Origin of the sequence: Brevibacterium renqingii (genome assembly GCF_017808095.1) — a bacterium.
GTDB lineage: Bacteria > Actinomycetota > Actinomycetes > Actinomycetales > Brevibacteriaceae > Brevibacterium > Brevibacterium renqingii.
The window spans coordinates 182,069-205,997 of sequence record NZ_JADBHG010000001.1; the positions used below are offsets into that span (position 1 = coordinate 182,069).

Genomic DNA, 23,929 nt, shown 5'->3' on the forward strand with positions numbered 1-23,929 from the left:
CGTCTCGGCTCAGGAGCCGCGGCCGCCGAAGAGCAGTCCGGCGGTGGTCCTCCATCCGGTTCCCGACTCCGGGATCTTCCAATGACGTGTGCGCGGACGCACGGTGATGAGTGAGGGGGCCGCATGGCGCCGTGGCTGCGGCCGGAGCACATAGGAGTGATCACGGATGGCGGTCACTGCCGCCTGCTCCCTGGTCGCCAAGTGCGAGGTGCCGTCGTCGTGGCCGAAGAACTCGTGGACTTCGTCGTCGTATCCGGTCCATTCGGCGGGCAGGCGGAACCGCTGCACGTCCGAGGAGTACTTCAGTCGGCCTTCCGCGCGCAGGCCGGGCAGGGCCACGAGGAGGACGACGACGAGAGCCAGAGCGAAGGAGATCGCCAGTCCGACGATGATGACGAGTACCGCGTTCATGCCCTCGAGCCACCTCGCAGATCAGCAGCCTCGGCCATGGACGTCCCGCTCCTCACATTCGTCGAATACCTGTCTCCTCAGGCAAGTCTATATTCCCTGCCCACGACAATTGTGCTTCGGGGCCGCATGGCGGTTGGAGAATTCCCTGGGACTGTTCTGGGCATCGCCGACGAACCAGCCTCCGACCGAGGCGGCACGGGCCCGATCGGTGCCGCGGGCTCACGGGATGCGCTGCGATATGACCTTCGACACCCCGTCTCCGTGCATCGTCACCCCGTAGAGCGCGTCGGCGATCTCCATCGTCCGCTTCTGGTGGGTGATGACGATGAGCTGGGAGGAGTTCTGCAGCTCCGTGAACACGGTGAGCAGGCGTGAGAGGTTGAGGTCGTCGAGAGCCGCCTCGACCTCGTCCATGACGTAGAACGGGCTCGGTCGGGCCTTGAAGATCGCCACCAGCATGGCCACGGCCACGAGTGACCGCTCCCCGCCGGAGAGGAGGGAGAGGCGCTTGACCTTCTTGCCTGCCGGCCGGGCATGGACGTCGACGCCGGTGGTGAGCATGTCATCGGGGTCGGTGAGGCTGAGCGCGCCCTCGCCGCCCGGGAAGAGCCGGGAGAAGATGTCCTCGAACTCCCTTGCCGTGTCCGCATAGGCTTCGGCGAAGACGCGTTCGACGTGACGGTCGACCTCCTCGACGAGCTGCATGAGGTCCTTGCGCGAAGCTTCGATGTCGGCGATCTGCTTCTCGAGGAACTGGTGGCGTTCCTTCAGCGCCTCGTACTCCTCGAGCGCGAGCGGATTGACCGTGCCGATGCGCTTGAGGGAGGCGGCGGCCTGCTTCTGCCGCTTCTCGACCTCCGAGCGCACATAGGGGCGGTCCTCGACACCCTCTTCGAACGAGGGAACGGGCAGGTGGGGACCGAATTCGTCGATGAGCCTCTCGATGCCCAGCCCCGTCTCCTCCTGCGAGCGATGGGCGATCTCCTCGAGCTTGAGCCGGAACCGCTCCTTGGCCAGCTCCGCCTCGGCCGCGGCGTCCTTGAGCTTCTGCAGCTCCGTCCGGGTTGTGCCCAGCTCCTCGCCGAGGCGGTTCTTCTCCTCCCGCAGTCCCCCGCGCTCGTCGACGAGGACCTGGATCGTCTCGGCCAGTTCGGCGACCGTGGCCTGGGCGAGCGCGACGGCCTCGGATGCGGTGTCGGCGATGAGACGCGCCGAGGCGGCCGCACGCTGCTTCTTCGCGATCGCGCGCTGCGTCTGCTCCCGCGCGGCCTCTTCGGCCTTCGCCGCGCGCAGCAGGGAGTCGACCCGGTCGGTCAGGAACCGGGCCCGGTCGGTCGCTGATTTGTGGCTGATGCGGGCCTCGACGAGGGCCTCGGAGGACTGGGAGACCTGGGCGCTGAGTTCGTCCCGGTGCGAGGTGTCGACGACTTCGTCGACTTCGGCGGCGCCGGCCAGGGCCGCCTGCGCGGCCTCGGCCTCGCGTTCGGCCGCCTCGAGACGGGACTGAAGTTCCGTCGCGTTGTCCTCGGCCCGCTGCAGCCGCGTGCGGGAGACGTCGATCTCGCCGGTGATGCGCGAGACCTCCTCGGCGGCTGCCATGATCTTCGCATCCGAGGAGTGGAGGGCGTCGAGTGCGGTCGTCGCCTCCTCGCGGGCGGCGGTCAGCCGCGGTTCGAGAGCGCCGAGCGCGGATTCGATGGCCTCGGCCCGGCTCTCGAGTTCGGCGATTGCTGTCTGCGTGTCCTCGAGCGCAGTCTGTGAGGCCAGGCGTGTGCCCGAGGCGGTGCGGGCCCGGCTGATGCGGGTCGTCGAGAGCACCTCGCCGTGGACGGTGACGGCAGTGAGTTCGGGGCGTGCTTCGGTCAGTGCGATCCCCGTCCGGGCATCGGGGACGCAGACCACCGAGCGCAGGGCCTCCTCGAGCAGGGCGCGCAGCTCGGGAACGTCGCTGCCGACGAGTTCGCTGAGCCATCGCAGCGGACCGGCATCCGCGTCGGCCCCGGGCAGAGATGCCGGATCCGGCAGTGCGGGCGCGGCGTTGCCGCCCTTGCCCGCTGCGGCCTGAGCGCCCGCCCCGCCGGTCGCAGAGCCGACAGCAGCGCCGGTCGGGATCGTCAGGGACACGTTCGTGTCCTCGCCGAGGTGGTCGAGCACGCTGAGTGCGACCTCACCGCTGTCGACGATGACGCCGGAGACCGTGGTCGACAGTGCCGCTGCCGCAGCCATCTCGTAGCCGGTGGTCACGCTCAGCCGTTCGGTCACGGCCGAGCCGACTCCGGGCAGGCCCGCGTTGACGATGTCCTCGAGGTCGGCTTCGAGTGCGGTGCCCATGGTCAGGGCTTCGACTCGGGCCCTGGCCGAGGACAGTTCTGTCGCCGTCTGCGCCAGCTGTTCCTGCAGCTCGGTGCGTTCGGCCTCACACTTCTCCTGCGCTTCTTTGGCCTTCTCATAGGCGGAGTCGAGTTCGGTCTCCCCGGCTTCGACGTCCTCGACCCCGGTCTCTGCCTGCTCGAGTTCGGCGCTGCGTTCGGCGATGCGAGCCTGCACGGTTTCGATCTCGGTGCGATTGGCCTCGATCCGTGTCTTCAGGTCGGTGATCCTCTCGGCGGCCTGGGTCTGCTTCGACTGCAGGGCCGACCGGTTCTTCACTGCCTCGGTGATGGCGACCTGTGCGGCCTTGACCTCGTCCTCCGCGGTGCGCAGCGTCCGCGTCAGCTCTTCCTTCCGCTCCTGGCTGGCTTCGAGCGCGGCGGTCGTGTCGGTCACGGTCGCCTCGGCGTCGGCGAGCTCGTCCTTGAAGTGTTCGGCTTGCGCGCGCAGCTCGTCGGGCGATTTGGATTCGCGGCGGCCCAGGCTCGTGACCTCGGACAGCAGGTGGGAGCGTTTGTCCTCGGCCCGCTGGGTCAGCCCCTGGGCGCGCACGATCTGGGTCTGCGTCCGCGATTCGGCGGTCCGCTGGGCTTCGAGTTCGGCGTCGAGACCGGACAGCCGGGTCTCGATCTCGGCCAGTCTCGCCTCGGCGCGGGTGCGGCGATGGTCGAGGTCGGCGATGCGGTCGCCGTGGCCCTCGTCCTCACTCGTCTGGGCCAGGGAGGACTGCATGCGCACGGCGTCGTCGGCGAGCAGCCGCGCGGTGGCGTCGCGGAGCGTGGCCTGGACGGTCGCGGCCTTCGCCGCCGCCTCGGCCTGGCGCCCCAGCGGCCCGAGCTGCCGGTTGAGTTCGCCTCTCAGGTCGGTCAGGCGGTCGAGGTTCGTCTGCAGCCCGGTGAGTTTGCGCACCGCCTTGTCCTTGCGCCTGCGGTGTTTGAGCACACCGGCGGCCTCCTCGATGAAGCTGCGGCGCTCGAGCGGGTCGGCGTGGAGGATCGCGTCGAGGCGGCCCTGCCCGACGATGACGTGCATCTCCTTGCCGAGCCCGGAGTCGTTGAGCAGCTCCTGGATGTCGAGCAGTCTGGCCGGTGCCCCGTTGACGGCGTATTCGGAACCGCCCGTGCGGAACAGGGTCCGTGAGATCGTCACCTCGGTGTAGTCGACGGGGATGGCCCCGTCGGAATTGTCGATGGTCAGGCTCACCTCGGCGCGGCCCAGCGCCTGCCTCTTCGAAGTGCCGGCGAAGATGACGTCGTCCATCTTCCCGCCGCGCAGGTTCTTCGCCCCCTGTTCGCCCATCACCCAGGACAGGGCGTCGACGACATTGGACTTGCCCGATCCATTGGGTCCGATGACGCAGGTGATGCCCGGCTCGAATCTGAGAGTCGTCGCCGAGGCAAAGGACTTGAATCCCCGCAGTGTCAGGCTTTTGAGATGCATATTGGCACCCAGCATATCCGTCGAGTCGGCGAGTCCCGGAATATTTTGATAGAGTTTCTCCTCGTGCGCAGGCGACTGCGCCGTTTTCCTCCGTAGCTCAGTTGGCAGAGCATTCGACTGTTAATCGAAGGGTCGCTGGTTCGAGCCCAGCCGGGGGAGCTGAATGGGGCCCTGTCGTGCGCGACGGGGCCCTGTCTTTCTCGCCGCCCGCATCCCGCGGTAGAGCACTGTGCAGGCGAGTGATGCCGGTCCGCGACCATGCGATTCCCGCCTTCGCGACCCGACGTCTGCAAAGATCATAAGCGAGAGGCGTTCGAGTGCATTCCGCTCGGATCGTTTCGGCGCCAGTCCGATGCCGTCCATTCAAGGAAGGAACGCCGAGGAGGAAGCCCGCCCTCATCCACATCACCGAGGACCCGCTCCCGATCGGCCAGATCGAGTATGAGCAGTGAACACAGCAAGACTCAGGAACTGATCCACCATCTGAAGAATCCGACGACGAAGCTCAGACCCTTCAAACGTGAGGGACTGGACAAGATCGTCTTCTTCGCCGCCGGCATCCTCGTCGTCGCCTTCGTCGTATGGGGCTTCGTCTCCCCCGACAGCCTCGGTTCGGTGGCGGGCACGCTGCTGGCTGGCGTGATGGACAACTTCGGATGGCTCTTCGTCATCGCCGCCACGATCTTCACGATCTTCGTCATCGTCATCGCCGTCAGCCGTTTCGGACGGATCCCGCTGGGCCGCGACGATGAGAAGCCGGAGTTCAAGACCTCCTCGTGGATCGCGATGATGTTCGCCACGGGCATGGGCATCGGGCTCGTGTTCTCCGCAGTCGGCGAGCCCCTGTTCTTCTACATGTCCCCTCCCCCGAACACGGTCGACGGCTCCTCCGCCGAGGCGATGGGCACCTCCATGGGCACGACGCTGTTCCACTGGACGCTCTACCCATGGGCGATGTACGCGATCGTCGGCCTCGGCGTGGCCTATGGCTCGTTCCGTCTGGGCCGCTCGCAGCTGTTCTCGTCGATGTTCACTCCGCTGTTCGGCGAACGCGCCGTCAACGGCTTCGGCGGCAAGGTCATCAATATCCTCGCGATCCTCGCGACCCTGTTCGGTTCGGCCTGTTCGCTGGGTCTGGGCGCAATCCAGATCGGCGGCGGCATCGAATCCGCGGGCATCATGGCCGATGTCTCCTCGCCGGTGCTCGTCATCATCATCGCCATCCTCACCGCGGCCTTCGTCGCCTCGGCCGTCTCCGGTGTGGAGAAGGGCATCCAGTGGCTGTCGAACATCAACATGGTGCTCGCCGTCATCGTCGCGCTCATCGTCTTCATCGGCGGACCGACGCTGTTCATCCTCAACGTCATCCCCTCCTCGGTGGGTTCGTTCATCCAGGACCTGCCGCAGCTGGCCTCGCGGACCGCGGCCGACGGCCAGGGCGTCAATGACTGGCTGTCGTCCTGGACGGTCTTCTACTGGGCTTGGTGGGTGTCATGGTCGCCCTTTGTCGGCCTGTTCATCGCCCGCATCTCCCGTGGTCGCACGGTCCGCCAGTTCGTCACCGGTGTTCTCATCGTCCCCTCCGTCGTCTCGACCATCTGGTTCGCGATCTTCGGCGGCGGCGCCATCGGCATCCAGGAGCGCGCCGAACGCGGTGAGGGCACCGTCAAAGCTCTGGCCAAGGTCGTCGACGGCGAACCCGACATCAACATGGACACGATCCTCTTCGACCTGCTCGATGCCCTTCCCCTGCCGAACCTCATTGCGATCATCCTCATGATCGTCACGGTCGTCCTCATCGCGATCTTCTTCGTGACCGGTGCGGACTCGGCCTCGATCGTCATGGGCACTCTGAGCGCCAACGGCATGCAGGAGCCCGGCAAGGGACTCGTGATCTTCTGGGGAACAGCGACCGGTGCCGTCGCCGCGGTCATGCTGTTGGCAGGCGGCTCCGACCCCGCCGAGGCGCTCGACGGGTTGAAGAACATCACGATCGTGTCCGCCCTGCCCTTCGTCATCGTCATGCTCCTGCTCTGCGTGGCGGTGTGGAAGGACCTGTCGCGGGATCCGCTCGTCATCCAGGAGCAGCTGGCCAACCATGTCCTCGAGCAGACGGTGGCCACGGCCGTCGACGCCTACGACGGCGAGCTCTTCAGCCTCGAGACCTCTGAGCTGCCCGTCGAGGAGGACCCCGACACCGAGGCGGACGGGGCGGACGCGACTTCCGCCGACAAGGGCACCATCGAGAAGTGACAGAAGGCACGGGGGCACGTTCGAGCCTGGCCTGCACGAACCCGGTCCGCATCGATCCGTACGGAGAGCAGAGTGTCATCGGATGAACACGATCATCAGGCGTGAGGGAAGTGTCTCCGTCGTCGTCGGCTGGATGCTCGTCGTCATGGCGTTCCTGGCACTGGTCACGTTCATCGTCTTGGCGATCGTCATCGATGCGATGTTCCTGATCTTCCTCTTCGCTCCGGTCCTGCTGCTGCTCGGAGCGGGTGTGAATTTCTGGATGGGGTCCCGGGCTCGCTTGGAGATCACGCCCGATTCGTTCATCTGGTGCAGCTTCGTCGGACGTGCTCGCAGCATTGCGTGGCAGGACCTCGACCGCGTCCTCGTCCCGCCGCCGGGGTCCCGTCCGAGACTTGTGGCGGCTGCCCGGTTGAAGGACGGATCCATCGTGGAGATCGATGCTGTGTGGAGCTCACCCACGTCCCCCGCGAACGTCTTCGGCACCCCTGAGCACTCGCCAGCGCAGAGAGCCCTCATCGATGGGCACCGATCATATCTGGCCGGGACTTCTGCGAACCCGGGCTCCCACGGGTCCTGACTGCTCGGTCCGATGGATTGACCACGCGGCAGCTTGCCGGCGCGGTCGGTTCCGGCGCAGCGGGAATCCTCGCGTGGGTCTGATGGGATTAGCGGTACCGCGGCGGCTTCTGGCACACGGGGCAGTAGTGGCTGCTGCGACCGCCGACCGTCAGACGCTGGATCTCGGTTCCGCAGCGCACGCATTCCTGACCGCCGCGTCCGTAGACGAGCAGTGCCCGGTCGAAGTAGCCGGACTCCCCGTTGACGTTCACATAGAGGGAGTCGAAGCTCGTGCCGCCCACCGCAAGGGCATCGCTCATCACGGCCGTCGCCGATTCGAGCACGGCCGCCAGCCGTGATTTCAGCGTCCGAGCGGGATTGGCCAAAGGGTGCACGCCGGCGCGGAACAGCGCCTCATCGGCATAGATGTTGCCGATCCCGCTGACCAGCGTCTGATCGAGCAGGGCTGATTTGATCGCTGTGCGCTTCTGCGACAGCGCGGTGATGGTCAGGCCGGGTTCGAACTCCGGCTCCAGAGGGTCGGCGGCGATGTGATTCGCCGAGGCCGGGACGAGGCGACCGAATGCGTGGACGAGCGGCTGCACGCCGAGGTGGCCGAAGATCCGCTGATCGACGAAGCGCAGTTCAGTGGGCCCGCTCCCTTCCGGCACATCGCTGCCCCGCCCGAGACGGAGGATGGCTCGCGTGTGGCGGTGGATCGGATCGTCCGCGCGGTGGATGCGCAGCTGACCGCTCATCCCCAGATGGATGAGCAGGCTGAGCTCGGGCGGGGGCGAAGGCTCGTCCGGAAGCCCGCCTTCCTGCCCGAGGCTGAGCCACATGAACTTCCCCCGCCGCTCGGCACCGATGATCCGGCGTCCCGCCACCGCGGTGGTGAAGCCGTCGACGGCGGCAGGGTCGATGCTCCGGGCCGACGTGGTGCCCAGTATTCGGGAGTCGAGCACCTCGACGTCGGTGATGGTCGCACCGGCAGTCCACTCGTGGACGCCCACGCGGACGCTTTCGACCTCGGGAAGCTCAGGCATCTGGCCACCTGCACACCAGCAATGAGAACACTCTCAGCGTCGGTAGTCCGGGTAGATCGTGCGGATGGCCTTGACAGCGACTTCCGCGGCGGCAGCTTCGGCCGCCTTCTTCGAGGAACCGTCACCGGAGCCCCAGCTGTTGACGCCGAGCATCGCAGTAGCGGTGAAGACCATCGCGTGGTCGGGACCCGCCGAGGTGATCTCATAGCTCACGGCACCGAGGTCGAGGTCGGCCGCGGCCTCCTGCAGGGTGGTCTTGAAGTCCATCCCCGCGCCGAGGTTGACCGCATCGTCGAGCATGCCGTCGATGAGGCGGTGGACGAAGGAGAAGGCCGCCTCCCGTCCGAGGGAGACGAAGGTGCCACCGATGAGAGCTTCGACGGTGTCGGCGAGGATCGAGTCCTTGTTCCGGCCTCCGGTCAGCTCTTCGCCCTTGCCCAGCAGAATGTGCTCGCCGATGCCGTACCGGCGGGCGATGGCTGCCAGAGCACGCGTGTTGACCACGGCCGAACGCATCTTGGCCAGCTGGCCTTCCGGCAGATCCGGGTTGTCGTAGAACAGCGATTCGGTGGCCACGAGCCCGAGCACGGAGTCGCCGAGGAATTCGAGACGCTCGTTGGTGGGGATCCCACCGGCCTCGAAGGCGAAGGAACGATGTGTCAGCGCGAGACGAAAAGTCTCGGGATCGATATCGATCCCGAGACTCTTCTTCAGTTCTGCTGCTGTGGTGTCAGTTTCCACAGTCTCAGACGTCAGCGACCTTGCGGCCCTTGTACTCGAGGTACAGCGGGGTGCCGGCGGCGTCTTCGACGACCTTGGCCTGGTGGGGGCGCGAGTACACAACGCGACCGTTCTCCACAGTCTTGACCAGGTTCGGAGCCTTGGCCTTCCACTGCGAACGACGGTGGCGGGTGTTGCTGCGCGACAGTTTACGCTTCGGAACAGCCACGTCTAGCTCTCTTTCTTCTCATCCAACAGATTCTTCAATGATGCGAACGGCGATTCGGATTCGTCATCGTCCACCTCGAGGTCCTCCCCCAGGGTGTAGCTGAACTCCTCGCTCTCATCCCGCGAGGGACTGAACGGCAGAGCCATCACGACGGCGTCTCTGATCGCGGGCTCGAGGTCGAGCTGATCCCGGTCGATGACGTAGGAGTCCTCGTCGCCTTCGACCTGCTCATAGACGTACATCTCCTGGATGTCGACATCTATCGGCAGCTCGATCGGCTCAAGTGTCCTCGCGTCTTCGCCACGGGCCGTCGCCGAGACAGTCCCCGACACGTAGATCCCCTCCGACACACTCTCGAACATCAGCTCGAGCGTCAGAGGTGAACCTTGAGCAACCCCGATCACTTCGATCTTGAGATCCGCTGGAGCCGACAAGGTGGTGTTCACCCGTTCCCATTCGCCCGGATTCCCGAGCAGGCCCATCGATCTGAGATCGAAGACGAATTCAGATCGCTGCTTCATGCCCTGTCCTCCCGGTGCGTTTGAGGATGTCGCTCCTGCGTTCACACGCGACTCACCATTCTAATCATCATCGGCGGTCATTACCAATCGATGCCTCTGACCCCTCGAGGTGTTCCTCGTCACCACCGCTCGTGTTCGTTGCGCCAGGTCACTCCCCCGGCGAGCACGAGCAGTGCGCCGGCGATCGTGAACACGATCCCCGAGCCGGCGACGATGGTCAGCGCCGAGGCGGCCGAGGGGATCGCGACCTGGCTGAGCCGATTGCCCGCCAAGCGGATGGAGAGCACCGCGGCCCGGTTCGCCGGGTCGGCCAGGGCCGAGACCCAGGACATCGTCAGCGGCTGGGTCAGGCCGAAACAGAAGCCCGCAACCGTGAGCAGCACCCCGAGCACCCACGGCTGGGAGAAGACCGGAATGAGCACCACGCTCACGCCGGCCACCGCCGAGGCGGTCCACAGCAGGGAGAGGTTCCGCCACCTGGCCGTGAGGCTGCCGATGAAGAGCCTGGAGACCACCGACGCCAGGGTCCGCAGGGTCAGCAGCCAGGTCACCGTGGTCACGGACAGTCCGTTCTGCTCACCGATGAGCGGCAGGTACGCGGTCATCAGGTCGACGGCGGCCAGGGTCGCCATCGACGAGAAGATCGCGGGCTTCATCCCCCGCAGCGCCAGCAGCGTCCACGGCGTCTGCGCACCTTCGGCCGCCTCGGCGCGGGAGACGTGCGGGGTCCGTCCGCGGAGCATGACGATCACGGCGGCGATGAGGGTGAGCGCGGAGACGGCGGTCATGAACCACAGGGCGTTCGTGATCGCCGTGTTCCCCGAGGTGGCGTCGGCGACCATGCCGGCCATGGGCAGGCCGATCGTCTGCCCGATGGACACGCCGAGGGTGAGGTGACCGAACTTCGCGGTCATCTGCGAGGCAGGGAAGCTCTGCGGGATCAGCGCCTGGGAGGCCACCGTCGTCAGCAGCTGGCCGAGCCCCAGGCTCATCGTGGCGACGAGCAGCACCGCGAGATTCGGTGCGATCGCGGCGAGCGCGACGGGCAGGATCGACAGTGCGGTGCCGACCCACAGCACTGCGGTCGCATATCCGCGGTCGACGAGGCGGCCGATGAAGAGTGCGAGGAAGAGCGGGACGAGCGAATAGCAGGCGGTCATCAGTCCGAGGACGAATCCCGAACCGCCGAGTTCGAGGGTGCGGTACGAGATGAGCACCCGCACACCGTTGTAGGTCGCCTGGGCGATGATGGTGTGGAGGACGAGGCCTGGGAACCAGGCCCGGTTGGCAGAAGCGGCTGCGCTCATCCCTCAGTCAGCGGCGCCGTCGTGGCCGCCCTCGCCGTGGAGGGCTTCGAGGACAGCGGCAGGGACGAGGCCCGTGATGTCGCCACCGCCGGCGTGGACTTCCTTGATGAGGGAGGAGGAGACGTGCTCGAAGCGCGGGTTGCCGGGAACGAAGATCGTCTCGAGCTCGGACAGATGCCGGTTCATCAGCGCCATCGGCAGTTCGTAGGCGAAATCCGTTCCCGAGCGCAGTCCCTTGACCACGGCCGGGGCCCCGATGCGGCTGCAGTAGTCGACGAGGAGGCCACCGGAGACGATGTCGATGCTCACGTTCTCAGCGCCTCGCGTGCGCTCGTCTTCGTCCAGGGAACGCCGGATGAGTGTCGCGCGGTCGTCCGGGGCGAAGCGACCGGACTTCGAAGGATTGTGGACGACGGCGACGACCACCTCCTCGAACAGACGCGAGCTGCGGGCGATGATATCGAGATGACCCATGGTGAGCGGATCATAGGAACCGGGGCAGACGACCTTCATGCTCTCATCGTATCGGCATCGCGGCATCAGATGCGGGCGGACTCGTCTTCCCGACTGCGGGCCCGAGCATCCTTCCGCGCTTGGACGATTGCGCGGATGCCGGCGATCAGAAGGGACGGGACGAAGAAGAGTGAGGAATGAACGAGCTGGATCTCGACCACGGTTCCGGTCGGAGTGCCGCTGAACAGCGCACCGTTCACGACCGCATAGATGAGGGTCAGCACCACCGCGACGGCTCCGGCGGCGGTGTGCCGGCCGAACCGTCTCGCAGGGCCGAGGGCATCGAGGCTCTTCGCCGAAGTCACGAGCAGAACGAGCAGAGCCGACGTGAATGCGACCAGGTAGACGAACCCGAACCAGGCCGCGAACACGCCCCAGGCAGGCATGATCGCAACAGAGGCGATGACCACAAGACCGATTGTCGCTGCCGTCAGCAGCCACGACTGCTTGGCAAAAGACCAGAAGCCCGAGCTCGACTGCTCGGTCATGATGGGTGCCTCCGTCCGGGACGAACCGACCTTCCTCGCTCTCACGCTACCTCACGGGTCTAGTGTGCGCCCTCCCGCAGCCGCGACCACTGGTCATCGGCGAACCCTTCGTCGCGGCCTCTGAGCACCTGGGCATCGAAGCCGACGACGGCGCCGTGCAGCCGGGACGCCGCTTCGGTCATGATCCGTGACAGCACATCGAGGGATCGGAGCTCATCACCTGAGGCGACCGCCTCGGCGAGCTCCCGGTGGCTGTCGATGAGGTCACACCGAACCTCGTAGCCGCTCTTGTCCGACAGGGACAGCAGACGGGTGTGGACCATCGAGACCTTCATCAGATCGGACAGCCGGGCCGATCCGGAGCAGGCGACGAGTGCGTGGTGGAAGGCCAGGTCGGCATCTCCGATCGTGCGGGCGACATTGTCCTCGATGGCCCGCTCCAGCTCCTTCAGCGCCTGCTCGATCCCGGCCATCCCACGCCGGCGGCGGACGATGATCCTGATCGCCTGCGATTCGATCGCCTCGCGCACGGCATAGACGTCGTCGATGTCGATGATGCGCATTCGCCTCACGTGCACGCCGCGTCCGGGCGCATGGGTCATCACACCTTCGCTGATCAGCCGCTGCAGCGCCTCACGCAGCGACGGCCGGGACACGGCGAGGAGCTCGGCCGTGCGCACCTCGTTGATCGACTGCCCGGGTTCGAGCGATCCGCTGTAGATGGCGTTGCGGATCTCGTCGGCGATGAGGTCGATCGTCGACGAGCGGACCACTTTGCGCAGGACCGGGAGCTCGGAAGTAGGAGGATTCGTCACAGTTACGATCATATAACGTTGTCAGACAGTGTGACATTCGGACAACATCAGTATTGAATACTGTCCAAGAGACGCACGTCACGACGATGTGTCGACGTTCAAGGAAGGAACAGCACATGAAACTCAAAGGACTGGCCGCCGCGACATCGATCCTCGCGCTGACGCTCACCCTCGGCGCCTGCGGAGGAAGCGACTCGGACAAGTCGACACTGCAGAAGGCCATCGACGACGGAAAGATCACCGTCGGCTTCGCCGGCGAGGCCCCGTACAGCTTCGAGAAGGGCGGAGAGCTCCAGGGAGCGTCCGTGGCGCTGGCGAAGGCCGTGTTCAAGGAGCTCGGCGTCGACGACTTCGAGGGCGTCAACACAGAATTCGGCTCGCTCATCCCCGGCCTCAATGCCGAACGCTTCGATGCGATCTCGGCCGGCATGTCGATCCTGCCCGACCGCTGCAAGCAGGCGTCCTTCGGTGATCCCGAATTCATGTACACCACGGCCCTGATGACGAAGAAGGGCAAGCAGGACGGCATGAAGACCCTCGATGACGTCAAGAAGAAGGGTGCCAAACTCGCTACGATGACCGGCGCGATCGAGTCCGATTACGCCAAGGACCTCGGCATCAAGAGTCAGGAAGTCGGCACGCCCCAGGACGGCATGGACGCCGTCACCACGGGACGGGCCGATGTCTTCGCGCTCACCGGCATCTCGCTCAACTGGATGGCGAAGAACAACAAGGACGCAGACGTCGAAGTCAGCGAGTCCTTCGTCCAGGAGATCGACGGTGTCCCCCAGGTCGGTGCAGGAGCCACGGTCTTCCGCACCGGTGACGACGAACTCCGTGACGCGTGGAACAAGGAACTGGAGAAGATCGTCTCCGACGAGGACGCCTACCTCGACATCGTCGGCGACTACGGCTTCACGAAGGAAGAGCGCCCCGACGGCGAGATCACCACTGATCAGCTGTGCAAGGGCGAGCTGCCGACCGCGGACTCCTGAGCCCGCGCACTGAAGCACCATGACCGATAACATCCAGAAACTTCTGAACTTCCTCCCACAGCTGTGGGAGGGAGTTCAGACGACGCTCATCCTCACCATCCTCGGAAGCATCGGGGCAGTCGTCATCGCTCTCGTCCTCGGCCTGGCGATGACATCGACCCACCGTTGGCTCAGGGTGCCCGCACGCATCATCGTCGAATTCTTCCGTGGCACCTCGCTGCTGGTGCAGCTGTTCTGGCTCTTCTATGTCTTCCCGCTCCTCGGAGTCGACCTCGATCCGATGGTCTGCGGCATCGGCGCATTGGCCCTCAACTACGGTGCCTATTCCGCCGAAGTGGTCCGCTCTTCGATCATCACCGTCGACAAGGGGCAGTGGGAAGGCGCGATCGCACTCAGCCTCTCTCCCACCAGACGCATGACCCGAGTCATCTTCCCGCAGGCCTGGGCTCTGATGATCCCCTCGCTGGCGACCCTGCTCATCCAGCTGCTCAAAGGCTCTGCCGTCGTCTCCTTCATCACCCTCCAAGACCTCACGGAGAAGATCGACCAGCTGCGCCAATCGACGAACGACACCTACTTCTCCTTCACCATCGGACTCATCATCTACTTCGTCATCGCGTGGCTGCTCCAGGAGTTCATGAACTTCCTCGAGCGCAGAGCCACCGCACGCCTGGGCCGCAGGCGCCCGAACTCCAGAACCGATCGGCGTGCGACGCGTCGAGATGCGCGTGAGGCACTTCGCCAGGATCGCCTGAATTCTCGTCTCAGAGGTGCCGGTGCTGGACCGGGATCCGGCAACGCGGGAGGAGGCCTGTGATCTGGAACTGGGAATTCGCCGCCGAAGCGCTGCCGATCCTGCTCCGCGGATTCGTCAACACGCTCATCGCCACTGCCGTCGGCACCCTCATCGCCGTCGTGCTCGGCCTCATCATCGCCGTGGCCATCCGCGGACTGCCGCGGTGGATCAACTGGCTCATCCGACTGCTGGTCGCCTTCGTCCGCAACACGCCTCTGATCATGCAGCTGATGTTCGTCTACTTCATCTTCGCCGGCATCCCCGGTCTTGTGGACATCCCGGCACTCGTCGTCGGCTTCATCGTCATCGGCATCCACTACTCGACGTACATGTCCGAGAGCTATCGGGCCGGTATCGACGCGGTGCCGCCTGGCCAACACGAAGCCGCCACTGCCCTGTCTCTGCCTCCCGTGCGCAAATTCACCGCAGTCGTCCTGCCGCAGGCTCTGCGTGCGACGGTTCCGTCTCTGGGCAACTATGCGGTCGCGATGTTCAAGGACACGCCTTTCCTCTTCGCGATCTCGGTGGTCGAACTCGTCACGTCCGCCCAGCAGTTCGGAGCTGCGAAGTTCGCCTATACGGAAGCCTTCACATTGGCCGGCATCATCTTCCTCGCCGCCAGCTACCCGACGTCCCTGCTCATCCAACGAATGGAGAAGCGCCTTGCCACCTACTGAGAACATTCCATCTGCCGCAGGTGAGACTGCCCCATCCGCCTCGGCGACTCCTGCGATCGAGTTCAAGGACGTCGAGAAGAGCTTCGGCAAGACCACGGTGCTCAAGGACCTCAACTTCTCCGTCGCACCCGGTGAGCGCGTCACGCTCATCGGCCCCAGCGGTTCGGGCAAGACGACGATCCTGCGTCTCGTCATGACGCTCGAGGAGCTCACCGGCGGCTATATCTACATCGACGGCAAACCGCTGACCCATACCGAGCGCGACGGAAAACGCGTCGAACTGCCGTCGAAAGTCACTCGATCGATGACCACGCGCATCGGGATGGTCTTCCAGCAGTTCAACCTGTTCCCGAACATGACCGTGCTCGAGAACATCATCGAGGCGCCCGTGCACGTGCTCGGCAAGTCCAGGGCCGAGGCGAGCAAGGAGGCGAAGGCGCTGCTCGAGAAGGTCGGTCTGGCGGAGAAGGCCGATGAGCACCCGACCCGGCTCTCCGGCGGTCAGCAGCAGCGTGTGGCGATCGCCCGCGCGCTGGCGATGAGCCCGGAGATCCTCCTCCTCGACGAGGTCACCTCGGCGCTCGACCCGGAGCTGGTCGGCGATGTGCTCGCCGTTCTGCGCGACATCGCGGAGACGACGGACATCACGATGCTGCTGGTCACCCACGAGATGCAGTTCGCCCGCGATGTCTCCCACAGGGTGATGATGTTCGACGGCGGTCAGGTCCTCGAAGAGGGACCGCCGGATCAGATCTTCAACAACCCGGAACACGAGCGCACCCGTTCGTTCCTCTCCAGCGTGCTCTGAATCGCGTCAGCCCTCGGGCTCACCCGCCAGCGTCAGCCCTCGGGCTCACCCGCCAGCGTCAGCCCTCAGGCTCACCCGCCAGCGTCAGCCCTCAGGCTCACCCGCCAGCTGGACGAAGTGGACCGCGGTCTCACCGAAAGTCTTCGACCGGAAGATCTCGAGGCCGGCGGGCATTGACGGTTCGGGCGAGCGCGAAGCGCGTTCGACGATGACGATCGACTCCATGTCGAGATGACCGGCGAGCCTGCGCAGGATCTGCGTGACGGCGTCATCGCCCAGCGGATAGGGCGGGTCCATGAACACGAGATCGAAGACACGGGATTCGGGATCGTCGTGATCGGGCAGGCCGGCCAGGAACTGGAGCACATCACCGGGATGCGCCGTCGCCGAGTGCTCGAGCCCGAGTTTCTTCGCGTTGGCCTGCAGCGCGCGGATCGCGGCCAGCGAGGAATCCACGAAGTCGACCTGTGCGGCTCCCCGCGACATGGCTTCGAAGCCGAGCCCGCCGGACCCGGCGAAGAGGTCGAGGACGTTCGCGGCCGGCAAGACTCCGTAGCCGTCGAGCATGGAGAACAGCGATTCCTTGACCCGGTCGGCCGTCGGCCGGGTGTTCGGCCCCGACGGGGAACTCAGCCTCGCGCCCTTGTGCGCTCCGGCGATGATTCTCATGAGTGCCTCCTCAGCCTGCTTCGATGAAGTGGGCGTCGTCCTCGGGCAGGACGCGCCTGATGAAGGCGCACAGGGCGGGCACGGCTTCGAGTGCGGGATCGACGGCGACGATGTGCTCGGCGATCTTCTTCGCCTCGGCGACGATGTGCGAATCGCGCAGGATCGACAGATGCCGCAGTGAGGATCCGCCCCACTGCGAGGCGCTGAGCACATCGCCCTCGCCCCTGGAATCGAGATCGTATTCGGCCAGTTCGAACCCGTCGAGTGTGGCGGCCACCGCCTGCAGGCGCCCATAGCTCTCATCGGTCTCACTCAGTTCGGTGAGCAGGAAGCACGTGGCCGAGCTGCCGTCACGCCCGACTCGCCCGCGCAGCTGGTGGAGTTGGGCGACGCCGAAGTTCTCAGCCTCGACGATCACCATCATGGTCGCCCGGGGCACATCGACGCCGACCTCGATGACGGTCGTCGAGACGAGGATCTCGATATGACCGGACACGAAGTCGGCGAGCACCCGATCCTTCTCCGCCGTCGACATCCGCCCGTGCAGCAGCCCGAATCTCCGCTCCGACAGTTCCGGGGCCTCGCGCAGCTTCTGACTGATCTCCTCGATGCCCTGCTTCTGGCCGATGACGGCGCCGGATTCGGGATCCTCGACGTCCATCGGTTCGATCCGGGGGAAGACGACGAAGACCCCGCGCCCCGCCTCGGTCGTCTGCCGCATGAGCTCCCGCACCCGGTCGTACCAGGTGGGCTGGTCGACAATCGGCACGACGTGGGTGGCGATGTTCTTCGGCCCGGCGGGCATCTCGAGCAGAGTCGAGACGTCGAGGTCGGCGAAGACCGTCATCGCCACCGTGCGCGGAATCGGGGTCGCCGACATCACGAGCGTGTGCGGGGTGTTGACGCCCCCCTTGGCCCGCATCGCCTCTCGCTGCTCGACGCCGAAGCGATGCTGTTCGTCGACGACGATGAGGCCGAGGTTCTCGAAGATCGTCGATTCCGACAGCAGCGCGTGCGTGCCGACGACCATGTCGATGTTCCCGGTCGCCAGGTCGAGCGCGAGCTCCCGGCGCTCCCGGGCCGGCATCGACCCGGTCATCAGCGCCACCGTCACCTGGTCGTCTCCGGCGAGCAGGGGTGAGAGCGCCATCTGCTCGCCGAGGAGGCGCTCGATCGAGTGGAAGTGCTGAGTCGCGAGCACCTCGGTGGGGGCGAGCATGGCGGCCTGTGAGCCCGAATCGACGGCGGTGAGCATGGCCCGCAGGGCGACCACGGTCTTCCCGGAGCCGACATCGCCGTGAAGGAGACGATGCATGGGCGCGGAACCTGCCAGGTCCGCGGCGATCTCCTCACCGACCGCAGTCTGCGACGGGGTGAGCGTGAAGGGCATGGACTCGTCGAAGCGGCGGCTCTTCGCTCCCACGGTCAGCAGCGGGGGCGCCTGGAGCCGGGAGAAGGTGGCCTTGCGCGAGGCGAACTCGGTCTGCAGCGCCAGCGCCTCCTCCCACTTCCACCGCAGGCGGGCCCGTTCGACGTCCTCGATCCTGCGCGGCTTGTGCATGTCCTCGAACGCCGTCCGCAGGTCCGGCAGGTCGAATTGCTCACGCATGCCTTTGGGCAGCGGGTCCTCGAACTGCTCGGATCCCGCCACGCGCAGCAGCGTCTTGATCGCATTCCACAGCCGGGACTGCGCGATGCCCCTGACCGCCGGGTAGATCGGGAAGGGCGAGTTGAGGTCGTCGGGGGTCCACTCGTGGTCGTCCTCGGTGCGGTTGAGCCACACCGGCGAGGCCAGGGTCAGCTGCCCCCGGTACGACTCGACCTTGCCGCCGAAGACGACGGTCAGTCCCGGGCTCAGAGCCTTCTCCAGCCAGTGCTGGTTGAAGAAGGCGATCTTCATCGACCGCTCGCCGTCGTGGACGATGACCTCGGTGATGGTTCCCTTCCGCTGCTTCATCCGGCGGGTGCTGACCTTGATCACCTCGGCCTGGATGATCGCGGTCTCCCCCAGCGGCAGATCGCCCAGACGCGTGCTCTCGCCGGGGACGAGGTAGCGGCGGGGGAAGAACCGGAACAGGTCGGTCACCGAGTGCACTCCGCGCTTGGCCAGCGCGTTGCGGTCCTTCTTGCCGAAATTGTCCTCGAGCCGGGTGGTCATTCGACCCCCATGATGACGAGCACCCCGGGATCTCTGGCGTCGATGTCCTGGAAGTGGACGCTGTCGTGGGATTTCGCGATCCACTCCCGGAGATGGTCGAGCACCTCAGGGACGCAGTCGGGTCCGTGGACGACGGTCAGCAGCTCTCCCCCGGCCCCGAGCAGCCGGTCGGCGAGCTTCTCGACCAGGGTGGTCAGCTCCGTGCTCTGGGTCTTCGGCTTGCCTTCGATGAACACCCGGTAGAACTGTGCCGGATGGGCCGCTGCCGCCGCGGCCACACCGTGTTCCCGCGCGGTCGTCGCCTCCCGGGCCGAGCCTGCCTCGCGGTGTGCGACTTCGCTCGCCTCCCGGTCCTCGCCGACGATCGGCAGGATCCCGGTGGGCGGGTTCGCAGCGAGCTGCTCGGCCGAGAAGATCGTGCCGACCCGGGTGCCGGCGGCGGCTTCGCTCATGTCAGCGAAGATCTCCGTGGCCGGGGCGAAGGGATCGTAGACGGCCAGCGCCGAGAGCATGGTGGCGACATTGCGCGAGCGCACGACCTGGGCCCACCCGGCCCCGGCCGCGGCCTGATCGACGACCGCAGGCAGGCCGGCCAGCGCTCTGAGCGCCGAGGCGGAGCTGGGGATGACGATGACCTCACGGTCCTCGGCTGCGATGAGTTCGCTCATCGCTGCACCGAGGTCGCCGTGGTCCGGAGTCAGTGCCGTGGCTCCGTTGAGGGCGGCGTGCATGAGCAGGCCGGTGCCCTGGACGACGGCGATGAGCTTCGTCTGCCCCTCCTGTTCGTGCAGACGCAGATCCTCCATGTCCAGCCGGGCGATGCCGTAGGCGCCGAGGTGGTCGAGGACGACGGCGGCGGCCGTTTCGTCATCGACGTGGACGTGGACCTTACGGGCGTTGACGACGATCGACGTCCCGCCCAGCCCTTCGAGTTCCGCGGCGAGTTCGCCCGCAGGATCGGCTGCGAGGATCGCGACGATCTCGAGCTCCTCGGCCGTGGCCTCGTGCACGATCGTCGGGGTCCGGGCCACCTCGCTGAGCATCGAGTCCTGCGGGGTCCGCCCTGTGACGGTGGCGTAGAGGAGGTCGAAGAGCTCGACGATCCCGGTCGAACCGGCATCGACGACCTCGGCCTCGCGCAGAACGGTGAGTTGGCCCGTGGTCTCGCGCAGGGCGGTGCGAGAGCGTTCGCGCACGGCCGCGATGACATCGAGCAGATCCGCCCCGTCGTCAGCGCACTCCCGAGCCTCGGCGGCCATCGCGTCGAGGACGGTGAGCATGGTGCCGTCGACGGGGCGGGCCACGGCGGCACGGGCCCGGTCGGAGGCGGTCTCGAGGGCTGTGGCCATGGCATCGGCGGTGGCGACGGTGATCCCCTCGAGCGCGTCGGCGACGCCCTGGAGGGCGACGGCGAGGATGAGGCCGGAGTTGCCGCGCGCGCCTCGGCCGGCACCGTCGGCCAGCGCAGCGACGACCTGCGGGAGGGTGACGGGTCCGGTGAGCTGTTCGACGGCCAGATACGCGCTGCGCAGGGTATGGTACATGTTCGTGCCGGTGTCGCCGTCGGGGACGGGGAAGACGTTGAGCTCGTCGATCTCGGTGCGCTCCTTGCGCAGCCGGTCGACCGCCCGGCGCGCCCAGCGGGCTGCGAGGCGGCCATTGAGGCTGATGGCGTTGCTCATGTCACTTCCCGAAATGGCTGAAACCGCTCGTCGGCACGGGTGTGCCGTCGAGGCTGACGTCGCGACCGGTGCGGATCCGACCGATTCTCCGCCAGCCTACTCCAGGCTGGACCGAGTCGGCCGCCGACGCGACGAAGCCGTGGTCCTCTCCCCCGTCGAGGACCCAGCGCAGAGCGACCTCCTCCGGGGTCCGGGCGGCCTCGCCGGTCGCTCCCGTGCTCCCGGTGCCGGCTGCCGCACCACCACCGTCGGCTGCCGCACCCCCGGTGCCGGCCGGCGCAGACCGGACCAGGTGATGGGCCGCCGGCAGCAGCGGTGCGATGAGCTCCTGGAGCGCTGCCCGTTCGAGGTCGACGGCGACCCCCGAGGCGGCGGCGATCCGTCCGAGGTCCGTGCTCAGCCCGTCGGAGACGTCGATCATCGCCGAGGCGGCCGGCAGCGTGAGCATCGCCGCATAGTCCGGGCGGGGGGCCAGCTGGGTCTCGATGAGAGCGGCGAGCTCGGGTGCCGCGGTCTCCGGACGCAGCCCGGCGAAGAGCAACTCGAGACCCGCGGCGGCCCGCCCCACAGTCCCGGCCAGATACAGGCCGTCACCGGTTCGCGCTCCCGAGCGCAGAACTGCCGGTCCCGCACCCAGCGCACCTGGGCTGCGCCCGTTGCCCTCCGCGCCGCCGCCGACCGGCCCTTCCTCCACAGTGCCCAGAGCGGTGATCGCGACGACGACGAGGCCCGAGGAAGACAGGTCGCCGCCGATGATCGGCACCTGGCAGCCGAGTTCGGCACCGGCCCGCCCCGCCTCGGCGATGATGCCGGTGTAGAGAGCCTCGAGATCGGCGATGTCGGTGTCATCGGGCAGGGCCAGGGACACGAGCAGACCGTGCGGCTTCGCCCCCATGGCGCAGACGTCGGCGAGGTTCTGCGCCGCCGCCTTGCGCCCCAGCCGTGACCAGTCCAGCCATTCGCGGGTGAAGTCCTCGTTCTCGACGAGCATGTCAGCCGTGGACACGAGCCTGCCCTCGGGCGCAGTCACCGCCGCATCGTCCCCGGGTCCGACGATCACCTGTGCCCCGCTGCGCTGGTGGGTGAGGATGCGGTCGAGGACGTGTGCTTCGCCAAGTTCGGACAGTCGGGTCATGGCTCAAGGCTATCGGGAGATACGGTAGTTGTATGAGATCTCGTCCTGCCTCGACGCGCCGCCGCGAGCGGTCGCCGCAACGCCGTCGCACTCTCGCCCTGGCCTCCGTCGCCGCCGTGCTCGCAGGGGTCAGCCTGGCCGGATGCGAACGCACGGTGATCGTCGAACCGGCCAAGGACGCGGCGAACCCGAAGTGCGCGGACATCATGCTCACTCTGCCCGATCAGATCTCCGGTGAGCAGGCGCGCACCACGTCCTCGCAGGGCACGAAGGCCTGGGGTGATCCGAACATCGCGGTGCTGCGCTGCGGCGTGACCCCGCCCGGGCCGACGACCGATCGCTGCGTGAGCGTGAGCGGCGTCGATTGGATCTCGCAGCCGGCCGATGACGACGACACGACCTGGAAGTTCACCAGCTACGGTCGCACACCGGCCGTCGAGGTGCTCGTCAACCGCAAGGCCGAGTCCGGCAATGACGTGCTCGCCGCGGTCTCACCGGCGCTGGCGAAGATCAAGCCCGAGACCGAGTGCGTGGGCTCCGAGGATCTCGAGGGCTGAGCTGACCGACCGCCCCGGCGCCGGCCCGCTCACTTCGCGCGGGCGTGATCGACCAGGGCGATGGAGATGAGCTCGCTGATGAGCTCGGAGTACTCGAGTCCGGACTGCGCCCACATGAACGGATACGCCGAGGTGGGGGTGAACCCGGGCAGGGTGTTGAGTTCGTTGATGAGCACCTCGCCGGTGTCCGTGACGAAGGTGTCGACGCGGGCCAGCCCGGTGCAGTCGAAGAGGCGGAACACCGAGGCGGCCAGTTCCTGAACGCGTGCCGTCGTCGCCTCGTCGAGGGCGGCCGGGCACGTCACCTCGGCGTCGGCCAGGTCGAGGTACTTGGCATCGAAGTCGTAGAACGCGTGGTCTCCGCTGACGCTGATCTCCCCCGGTGAGGACGTGCGCAGCGTGGCGTCGTACAGCGATCCGAGGACGGCGCATTCGACCTCACGGCCGATCACCTGCGGTTCGACGATGACCTTGGAGTCGTGGGCGAAGGCCCCGGCCAGCGCCGCCTCGAGTTCGGCGGCCCCGGCGACCCGGCTCACACCCATCGAGGAACCGGCTCGGGCCGGCTTGACGAACACGGGCAGGCCGAGTTCGGCCACGCGGGATTCGACCGAGGCGCGGTCGGTCTCCCACATCGTCTCGGTGACGAGCTCCCAGGGACAGGTCGGGATGCCAGCCTGGGCCATGAGGGACTTCGTATAGTGCTTGTCCATGCTCGCGGCCGAGGAGAAGACCCCGGAGCCGACGAATGCAGTGTCGCTGAGTTCGAACAGCCCCTGCACGGTCCCGTCCTCGCCGAAGCGACCGTGCAGGAGCGGGAAGTAGACGTCCACGGCACCGAGCTCCGTACAGGCGCCCTCGGCGTCCCGCTGCAGCAGCGGTGCCCCATCGGCGGAGATCGGCGGGATCACCTCGGTGCCGTTATCGGTGACCTCCGGCATGGCGTCCGGATCGAAGCGCATGCTCGCCCAGTCCTCGACGACCCGCCACACGCCGGTCTTCGTGATGCCGATCGGCAGGACGTCGAAGGCCTGCGCATCGATGGCGCCGATCACTCCGGCCGCGGTGACGCAGCTGACCGAATGCTCGCTCGAACGGCCGCCGAAGAGGACTGCGACGAGGGGCCGGTGATCGTTGTCTGCCATGCGTTTCCTTGCTGTGCGAAGCTCCCGCGAACTGGGACCGGACACGGGGTGCGCACCGCCTGAAGCGTGTGCGCGGACGGAAGAACTCTAGCTCACTCGGCCTCGTAGGTGCACTCCAGCCACGCCCGTCCAATGCCCTTGAAGAACATGTTGAAGCCGGCGAAGGCGGGTGAGGCGGATTCGTCGACGCCCAGGGGCTCGGCGAGGGCCGTGACGATGAAGAAGTAGCGGTGCGGGCCGTGGCCGGCCGGTGGGGCGGCACCGACGAAGCGGGGTTCGCCGGCATCGTTGCGCAGGGTCACGGCGCCGGGGGGCAGCAGGTCGGCCGCCGGGTCCCCGGCGTTGGCGTCAAGGCTCGTGGTCGAGGCGTCGAGGTCGGTGACGACCCAATGCCAGAAACCCGATCCGGTCGGGGCATCGGGGTCATAGCAGGTCACGGCGAAGGCCTTGGTCTCGGCCGGGAAGCCCGACCAGCTCAGCTGCGGCGACTTGTCCTCGCCCCCGTCGATGCCCATGGCACCCGAGAGCTGGGGGCCGCTGAGCACCCCGCCGTCCTCGATGTCGGTGCTGGTCAGGGTGAAGGTCGGAAGTTCGGGAAGGTTGAAGAACGGTGAGTTGGCGCTCATGGATGCT

General features: G+C 66.7%; 23 protein-coding genes and 1 tRNA gene. 8 read left to right on the forward strand and 16 right to left on the reverse strand.

What is annotated here, in order from left to right; all coding sequences use genetic code 11:
* Nucleotides 1–9: 9 nt before the first annotated feature.
* A complete protein-coding gene (locus IIE29_RS00830; RefSeq protein ID WP_209323307.1) occupies nucleotides 10–411 on the reverse strand; it encodes a hypothetical protein in 402 nt (133 codons plus the stop codon).
* Nucleotides 412–630: 219 nt separating this feature from the next.
* A complete protein-coding gene (smc, locus tag IIE29_RS00835; protein ID WP_209323308.1) occupies nucleotides 631–4,221 on the reverse strand; it encodes a chromosome segregation protein SMC in 3,591 nt (1,196 codons plus the stop codon).
* 86 nt (nucleotides 4,222–4,307) lie between these two features.
* Between smc and IIE29_RS00840 the strand changes: the two genes are divergently transcribed.
* The 3 genes from IIE29_RS00840 (at nucleotide 4,308) to IIE29_RS00850 (ending at nucleotide 7,054) form a co-directional block, all read left to right on the forward strand.
* Nucleotides 4,308–4,380 (forward strand) — tRNA-Asn (locus IIE29_RS00840).
* Between the two features lie 282 nt (nucleotides 4,381–4,662).
* Nucleotides 4,663–6,474, forward strand: coding sequence for a BCCT family transporter (locus tag IIE29_RS00845; protein WP_246475632.1), 1,812 nt, complete (start codon nucleotides 4,663–4,665; stop codon nucleotides 6,472–6,474).
* 82 nt (nucleotides 6,475–6,556) lie between these two features.
* Entirely contained in the window at nucleotides 6,557–7,054 is a 498-nt protein-coding gene (locus IIE29_RS00850) for a hypothetical protein (RefSeq protein WP_209323309.1), read from the forward strand.
* 88 nt (nucleotides 7,055–7,142) lie between these two features.
* On the opposite strand, the gene mutM is transcribed toward IIE29_RS00850, so the two are convergent.
* The 8 genes from mutM to IIE29_RS00890 form a co-directional block, all read right to left on the reverse strand.
* Nucleotides 7,143–8,081, reverse strand: coding sequence for a bifunctional DNA-formamidopyrimidine glycosylase/DNA-(apurinic or apyrimidinic site) lyase (mutM, locus tag IIE29_RS00855; protein ID WP_209323310.1), 939 nt, complete (start codon nucleotides 8,079–8,081; stop codon nucleotides 7,143–7,145).
* A 33-nt stretch (nucleotides 8,082–8,114) separates the two neighbouring features.
* Complete coding sequence (gene rnc / locus IIE29_RS00860) at nucleotides 8,115–8,822, reverse strand: ribonuclease III (protein ID WP_209323311.1); 708 nt, start codon at nucleotides 8,820–8,822, stop codon at nucleotides 8,115–8,117.
* A gap of 4 nt (nucleotides 8,823–8,826) precedes the next feature.
* On the reverse strand, nucleotides 8,827–9,030 hold the full coding sequence (gene rpmF / locus IIE29_RS00865; protein ID WP_025777330.1) for a 50S ribosomal protein L32: 204 nt from the start codon (nucleotides 9,028–9,030) through the stop codon (nucleotides 8,827–8,829).
* Between the two features lie 2 nt (nucleotides 9,031–9,032).
* A complete protein-coding gene (locus IIE29_RS00870; protein WP_209323312.1) occupies nucleotides 9,033–9,551 on the reverse strand; it encodes a YceD family protein in 519 nt (172 codons plus the stop codon).
* Between the two features lie 119 nt (nucleotides 9,552–9,670).
* A complete protein-coding gene (locus IIE29_RS00875) occupies nucleotides 9,671–10,858 on the reverse strand; it encodes an MFS transporter (RefSeq protein WP_209323313.1) in 1,188 nt (395 codons plus the stop codon).
* A gap of 3 nt (nucleotides 10,859–10,861) precedes the next feature.
* On the reverse strand, nucleotides 10,862–11,371 hold the full coding sequence (gene coaD / locus IIE29_RS00880) for a pantetheine-phosphate adenylyltransferase (protein WP_209323314.1): 510 nt from the start codon (nucleotides 11,369–11,371) through the stop codon (nucleotides 10,862–10,864).
* Between the two features lie 26 nt (nucleotides 11,372–11,397).
* Nucleotides 11,398–11,859, reverse strand: a complete 462-nt coding sequence (locus tag IIE29_RS00885) for a hypothetical protein (RefSeq protein WP_209323315.1) — start codon at nucleotides 11,857–11,859, stop codon at nucleotides 11,398–11,400.
* Between the two features lie 59 nt (nucleotides 11,860–11,918).
* Nucleotides 11,919–12,674, reverse strand: coding sequence for a GntR family transcriptional regulator (locus tag IIE29_RS00890; RefSeq protein ID WP_209323316.1), 756 nt, complete (start codon nucleotides 12,672–12,674; stop codon nucleotides 11,919–11,921).
* A gap of 116 nt (nucleotides 12,675–12,790) precedes the next feature.
* Here IIE29_RS00890 and ehuB point away from each other — a divergent pair, with 116 nt between their 5' ends.
* From ehuB to ehuA, 4 genes are read left to right on the forward strand one after another with little or no spacing between them, the layout of a single operon-like run.
* Entirely contained in the window at nucleotides 12,791–13,669 is an 879-nt protein-coding gene (gene ehuB, locus IIE29_RS00895) for an ectoine/hydroxyectoine ABC transporter substrate-binding protein EhuB (RefSeq protein ID WP_209323317.1), read from the forward strand.
* A gap of 19 nt (nucleotides 13,670–13,688) precedes the next feature.
* Nucleotides 13,689–14,486, forward strand: a complete 798-nt coding sequence (gene ehuC, locus IIE29_RS00900; RefSeq protein WP_209323318.1) for an ectoine/hydroxyectoine ABC transporter permease subunit EhuC — start codon at nucleotides 13,689–13,691, stop codon at nucleotides 14,484–14,486.
* Complete coding sequence (gene ehuD, locus IIE29_RS00905) at nucleotides 14,483–15,142, forward strand: ectoine/hydroxyectoine ABC transporter permease subunit EhuD (RefSeq protein WP_209323319.1); 660 nt, start codon at nucleotides 14,483–14,485, stop codon at nucleotides 15,140–15,142. The genes ehuC and ehuD overlap by 4 nt, the downstream gene beginning before the upstream one ends.
* Entirely contained in the window at nucleotides 15,129–15,950 is an 822-nt protein-coding gene (gene ehuA / locus IIE29_RS00910; RefSeq protein WP_216629492.1) for an ectoine/hydroxyectoine ABC transporter ATP-binding protein EhuA, read from the forward strand. Before ehuD ends, ehuA begins: the two co-directional genes overlap by 14 nt.
* Nucleotides 15,951–16,034: 84 nt before the next feature.
* On the opposite strand, the gene rsmD is transcribed toward ehuA, so the two are convergent.
* From rsmD to IIE29_RS00930, 4 genes are read right to left on the reverse strand one after another with little or no spacing between them, the layout of a single operon-like run.
* Nucleotides 16,035–16,619: a 16S rRNA (guanine(966)-N(2))-methyltransferase RsmD gene (rsmD, locus tag IIE29_RS00915; RefSeq protein WP_209323320.1), complete on the reverse strand. Its 585-nt coding sequence runs from the start codon at nucleotides 16,617–16,619 to the stop codon at nucleotides 16,035–16,037.
* Nucleotides 16,620–16,629: 10 nt separating this feature from the next.
* Nucleotides 16,630–18,777 (reverse strand): ATP-dependent DNA helicase RecG, encoded by a 2,148-nt coding sequence (locus tag IIE29_RS00920; RefSeq protein WP_209323321.1) that lies wholly within the window; start codon nucleotides 18,775–18,777, stop codon nucleotides 16,630–16,632.
* A complete protein-coding gene (locus tag IIE29_RS00925) occupies nucleotides 18,774–20,459 on the reverse strand; it encodes a DAK2 domain-containing protein (protein ID WP_209323322.1) in 1,686 nt (561 codons plus the stop codon). Before IIE29_RS00925 ends, IIE29_RS00920 begins: the two co-directional genes overlap by 4 nt.
* 1 nt (nucleotide 20,460) lies before the next feature.
* The gene (locus IIE29_RS00930) at nucleotides 20,461–21,594 is read right to left on the reverse strand and encodes a thiamine-phosphate kinase (protein ID WP_209323323.1); all 1,134 of its coding nucleotides are present in this window, start codon (nucleotides 21,592–21,594) and stop codon (nucleotides 20,461–20,463) included.
* Nucleotides 21,595–21,626: 32 nt separating this feature from the next.
* Between IIE29_RS00930 and IIE29_RS00935 the strand changes: the two genes are divergently transcribed.
* Entirely contained in the window at nucleotides 21,627–22,151 is a 525-nt protein-coding gene (locus tag IIE29_RS00935; protein WP_209323324.1) for a DUF3515 domain-containing protein, read from the forward strand.
* A gap of 29 nt (nucleotides 22,152–22,180) precedes the next feature.
* Here IIE29_RS00935 and IIE29_RS00940 read toward each other — a convergent pair whose 3' ends face one another.
* Both IIE29_RS00940 and IIE29_RS00945 read right to left on the reverse strand, forming a co-directional pair.
* Nucleotides 22,181–23,296, reverse strand: coding sequence for a D-alanine--D-alanine ligase family protein (locus IIE29_RS00940; RefSeq protein WP_209323325.1), 1,116 nt, complete (start codon nucleotides 23,294–23,296; stop codon nucleotides 22,181–22,183).
* 92 nt (nucleotides 23,297–23,388) lie between these two features.
* Entirely contained in the window at nucleotides 23,389–23,922 is a 534-nt protein-coding gene (locus IIE29_RS00945) for a YbhB/YbcL family Raf kinase inhibitor-like protein (RefSeq protein WP_209323326.1), read from the reverse strand.
* Nucleotides 23,923–23,929 lie beyond the last annotated feature (7 nt).